Genomic DNA, 4,698 nt, shown 5'->3' with positions numbered 1-4,698 from the left:
CGACATCCATCGCATTAACCGAATGGTTCGTCGAAGTCAGGGCATTGATATCAGTGGAGGCTCCCATCATATCCATCAGAACCTCGCCCAAGCGTTCGATATCCGCCTCCGTGACCGAGTGATTTGTCGACACCAGAATATCTGTGTCAGTCGTCGAGCCCATCATGTCCGCCAGAACGGCAGCCAACCGCTCGACGTCAGACGCCTCGATCTGGTGGTTCGTCGAAGTCAGGGCATTGATATCAGTGGGGGCTCCCATCATATCTGCCAACACCAGTGCCAACTGTTCGATGTTCACCCCATCGACCGCATGATTTGCCAACGTCAATATATCGATAGCGGTGGAACCCCCAGTTAAATCCGCCAGGACTGCCACCAGCCGTTTAACATCCGTTGTATCGATCGAATGATTCGTCGAAGCCAGGGCATCGATATCAATGGAGGCTCCCACCATATCTGCCAACACCAGTGCCAACTGTTCGATATTCACCCCATCGACCGCATGATCTGCCAACGTCAATATATCGATAGCCGTGGAACCCCCAGTCAAATTCGCCAGGACCGCTACCAGCCGTTCGACATCCGCTACCGTCGCGGTACCGGTGCCGATAGCTTCCAGCAACAAACCCACAGGGGTGGCAGCCAACCATTCGATGCTCGCCATATCGCTCGGGTGCCAGCTCCCCTGCCCCAGGCTGGTATCAGCGGAAACGGTCGGTGGATTCAATGCCGGTACTTCGATGATACCGCCGCCAGTCTCGTTGGCCTGTAGGTTCACCTGCACATCATGCTTGCCCTGGGCTGAGACATCGAGCGATGTGCCAGCATGCGCAGTCAGGCTGAGATCATTGCTTTCATAGTTTCTATTGCCACCGATTTCCGCGATGGGGAGAAATTCGCTGCCTACGATACTTTCTTCGGACTCGTAGGGCTTCACTCCAAAGGAAACATCATAATCCCCTAAATAATGCAAAGGACAATAATCTATATCACAATTGAGGGACATCGTCCCGCGCTCTATGACAGAAACACCTACCTCTGCATCCAAGTTTTCCAGGCTATCTAACTCACTGGTCAGCCTGCCTCCGGCAAGAATTCGGCTTTTGTCGTTGACCACATCGCCGCCGCTAAGCGTTAGATCACCCCCTGCTAGAATCTCACCAGGCTTCGAGCTGACAACCTCATTTCTCGTCTCAATGCGCTCGATATCATACTCTTCCCAGATAAGCAGCTTGATACCAGTTGGGATATGTGTGAAAGCATCTATAAAATGACCATATGGAGGATAATATTCAAATAAGTATTCAAATTCTTCCATAGGAACTTTCACCCGTTCCATCGGCAAACTACCGGGATCACTATACAAGGGCATTACATACAATCTACTTTCATTCACTACTTCCACTTTCGTGGTTTCAAAATGTTCATTAGTATTATGCAATTGCTCGAAAGACAAACTAAGGTTCCCCAGCGCTTCGATAGTCGCACTGGCATTGTGTATCTGGTTGGCCTGCCCCGTTGCCCGCCCACTGGCATTCAGCGCGCCGCCAATGGCCATGTCACCAGCGCTGAAGATCAAGGCGTCGTCGCGATTGATCAGGGTGCCCACGCCAAGATCCAGCCGCTCTCGGGCGGCGATGACCGCGGCCTGGCCGTCTTCATTGTCATTGGTCAGCGTGTCGGCCTGGATGCCCAGCCAGTCGCCATAGATGCGTCCGCTGCCGAGGTTGTCGAGCACGTCGGCGACGATGTGCGTCTCGACCCCGTCGATCAGGCCGCGGTTGGTCAGGTGGCCGACGTCGATGCGGGTCGTGTCGCCGGAGAGTTCGCCGCTGGCGGCATTGATCAGGCGCGCAGCGTCGATGGCGAGGGTCTCGCCGGCGCGCATGGTGCCCCGGTTGTCGAGCGTACCGCTGGTGACGAGGGACAGATCGTCCGCCGCCATCAGTTCGCCGCCCTCGTCGAGGGTGAAGTCGCTAGCCAGTTGCAGGGCCAGGTCGCCCAGCGACAGTATGCGACCATCACCGGTCAGACGCGCCGTCACCAGGTCGAGACGATGATCGGCGATCAGCGTGCCATCGCGGTTATCGATCTCGTCGGCCTGGATGGCCAGGGTGTGCAGCGACGAGATCAGGCCGTCGCGGTTGTCGAGGCCGTCGTCCACCTGGAGTTCGGCCCGCTGGTCTGCGCGTATTGTGCCCTGCCGGTTGTCGAGGCTGGCGGTGTCGATGCGGACCGTGCGTCCTTCGATGCCCTGGTCGTCGCCCTGGGTATGGCGGTTGAGCACCTGGCTGGCGCTCAGGACCAGCGATTGCCCGGCGCGCAGCAGGCCACCCTGGTTGCTCAGCGCGCCGCCAATCTCGAGGATCAGGTCGCCTAGCGCCTGGAGCTGACCGCCATCGTTGTCGAGGCTGGCGGCTGACACGTTCATGTCAGCTTCGCTCAGCAGCGTTCCGCCGTGGCGATTGACGATGCCGTCGGCCTGGAGGTCAAGTCCGGTGCCAGCCCCGATCAACCCCGTCGTGTTGTCGAGGTTGCCCGCCGCCAGCGTCAGTACGCCTTCGCTCAGTAGCGTGCCACCGTCGGCATTGATCAGTGCTCGGTCGTGGGTATTGAGCGTGGCGTCGCCGCCGGCCTGAAGCGTGCCGCCGGTGTTGTCGAGAGTCCCACTGGCCAGGGTGAGCGCGTCGTGGGCAGCGATCAGACCGCCGCGGTTGTCCAGGCTGTGCGCCTGGGTGTCGAGATTAACCCGAGTGGCAACAATCTCGCCGTCACGATTGTCGAGGGCGCGGCTGGTCGCCACCAGGTCGCCACCCGCTTCGAGGCGACCCAGACGGTTGTCGATGGCACCGGCGATATCCAGGGTGACGTCGCCCTCCCTCGTGGCGAGCATGCCATCGACGTTGACCAGTGAGGCCGCCGAGAGAGTGACATCGCGCGCAGCCACGATGCGACCGCCCGCATTGTCGAGTGCCCCACTGGCGTCGAGGTCGAGCGCGCCTCCGGCGAGGATCTCGCCTTGGCGGTTGTCCAGTGCTTCGCTGGTCAGGCTCACGTCGTCCGCCGCCTGCAGCATGCCCGAGTGGTTGACGAGGTCACCGGCGTCGATGCGAAGATCGCCGTGGCTGGCGATATGTCCCTCGTGGTTGTCCAGCTCGCCACGAATCGTCAGATGCAGGGAGCCATCCTCGCCGTGTTGCGACATCTCGCCCTGGCGATGGCTGAGACGCCCAGCGTCTATCGTGATGCGTTCCGCACTAGTGACCGCACCATCGAGGATGACATCACTGGCCGTCAAGGTCAGGTCGCTCTGGCTGACGATCAATCCGTCGCTGCCTTCCAGGCGAGTAGCGACGATCCGAGCCTCGCTCTCCCCGACGTGGATGATCTCGCCGTGTTGGTTGATCAGAGTGCCAGCGATATCGAGCGACAGGTCGCCGGCGGTTTCCACCCGGCCCTGGGTGTTATCGAGCGTCCCGGCCTGCACCGCCAGCCGGCCTTGCAGTGCACCCAATGTCCCCGCACGGTTGTCCAGCGACGCCGCGCGCAGATCGATGCCCTGCTCGCCGATCAACTCACCCTCACGGTTGTCAATATCGCCAGAGGCGGTCATGGTCAGTTGGCCAGCGGTAACGACCTCGCCGCGACGGTTGTTCATGCCGCCGGTAACCAGGCGCAGGTCGGCAATGGCTTGCAGGATGCCGTCTTGGTTATTGATGTCGCCGGTGGAGATATCGAGCCCGGCGTTGCTGGCGATCTGCCCGCCAGTGTTGTCCAGCGACTGCTGGATCGCGAGGATCAGGTCACGGTCGTCACCGGTGTGCAGCATCTCACCCTGGCGATGGCTGAGATGCTCGGCGGTCAGGGCGATGGATTCGGCACTGGTGGTCGCGCCATCGAGGATGATATCCCGGGCCGCCAGGGTCAGATCGCCCTGGCTGAGCATCAGCCCCTCGCTGCCGTCCAGGCGCGTGGCGACGATGCGCGCCTCGCCGTCACCGGCGTGGACGATCTCGCCGTCGTCGTTGATCAGGGTCCCGGCGACGTCGAGGGTCAGGTCGCCGGTGCCCTCCAGTCGGCCTCGGGTATTGTCCATGGCCCTGACCTCGAGGCTGAGGGGTCCTTGCACCGCGCCAATCAGGCCGCCCTGGTTGTCCAGTGCCGCCCCCGTGATGCCGATCTCCTCCTCGGCGATCAGGCGACCATCGCGATTGATCAGACTCCCGCTGCCGGTATCGAGCGTCAGAGCGCCGCCGCCGGCGATCTCACCGCCACGGTTATCCACTCCTCCGGTGTCCAGGTGCATATCGCCCACCGCCTGCAGCAGGCCGGCGGCATTGATCAGTGCCGGGACCGTGATATCGAGGCCGGCATTGCTGGCCATCATCCCGTCGGTATTATCCAGCGACTGCTGGATCGCGAGGATCAGGTCGCTATCGTCACCGGTCTGCAGCATCTCGCCCTGACGGTGGCTCAGGTGATCAGCAGTCAGGGCGATGGATTCGCCACTGGTGGTGGCGCCATCGAGGACGATCTCGCCGCCATTTAGCGAGAGCTGCCCTTGGCTGACGATCAGCCCATCGCTGCCTTCCAGGCGCGTGGCGACGATGCGTGCCTCGCCCTCCCCGGCGTGGACGATCTCGCCGTCTTCATTGGTCAGGGTGTCGGCAATGTCGAGCGACAGGTCGCCGGCGGTTT

Annotated in this window: 1 protein-coding gene; it reads right to left on the bottom strand. The window is 61.3% G+C overall.

Going from position 1 to position 4,698, the window contains the following annotated elements; all coding sequences use genetic code 11:
* Positions 1–4,698, bottom strand: a 4,698-nt coding sequence (locus HP566_RS18075; RefSeq protein WP_249978711.1) for a hypothetical protein, incomplete at both ends; no start/stop codon positions are given.

The sequence above is a fragment of the Vreelandella olivaria genome (assembly GCF_023507745.1).
Classification (GTDB): domain Bacteria; phylum Pseudomonadota; class Gammaproteobacteria; order Pseudomonadales; family Halomonadaceae; genus Vreelandella; species Vreelandella olivaria_A.
This window is presented reverse-complemented; position numbering and strand designations above follow the sequence as displayed.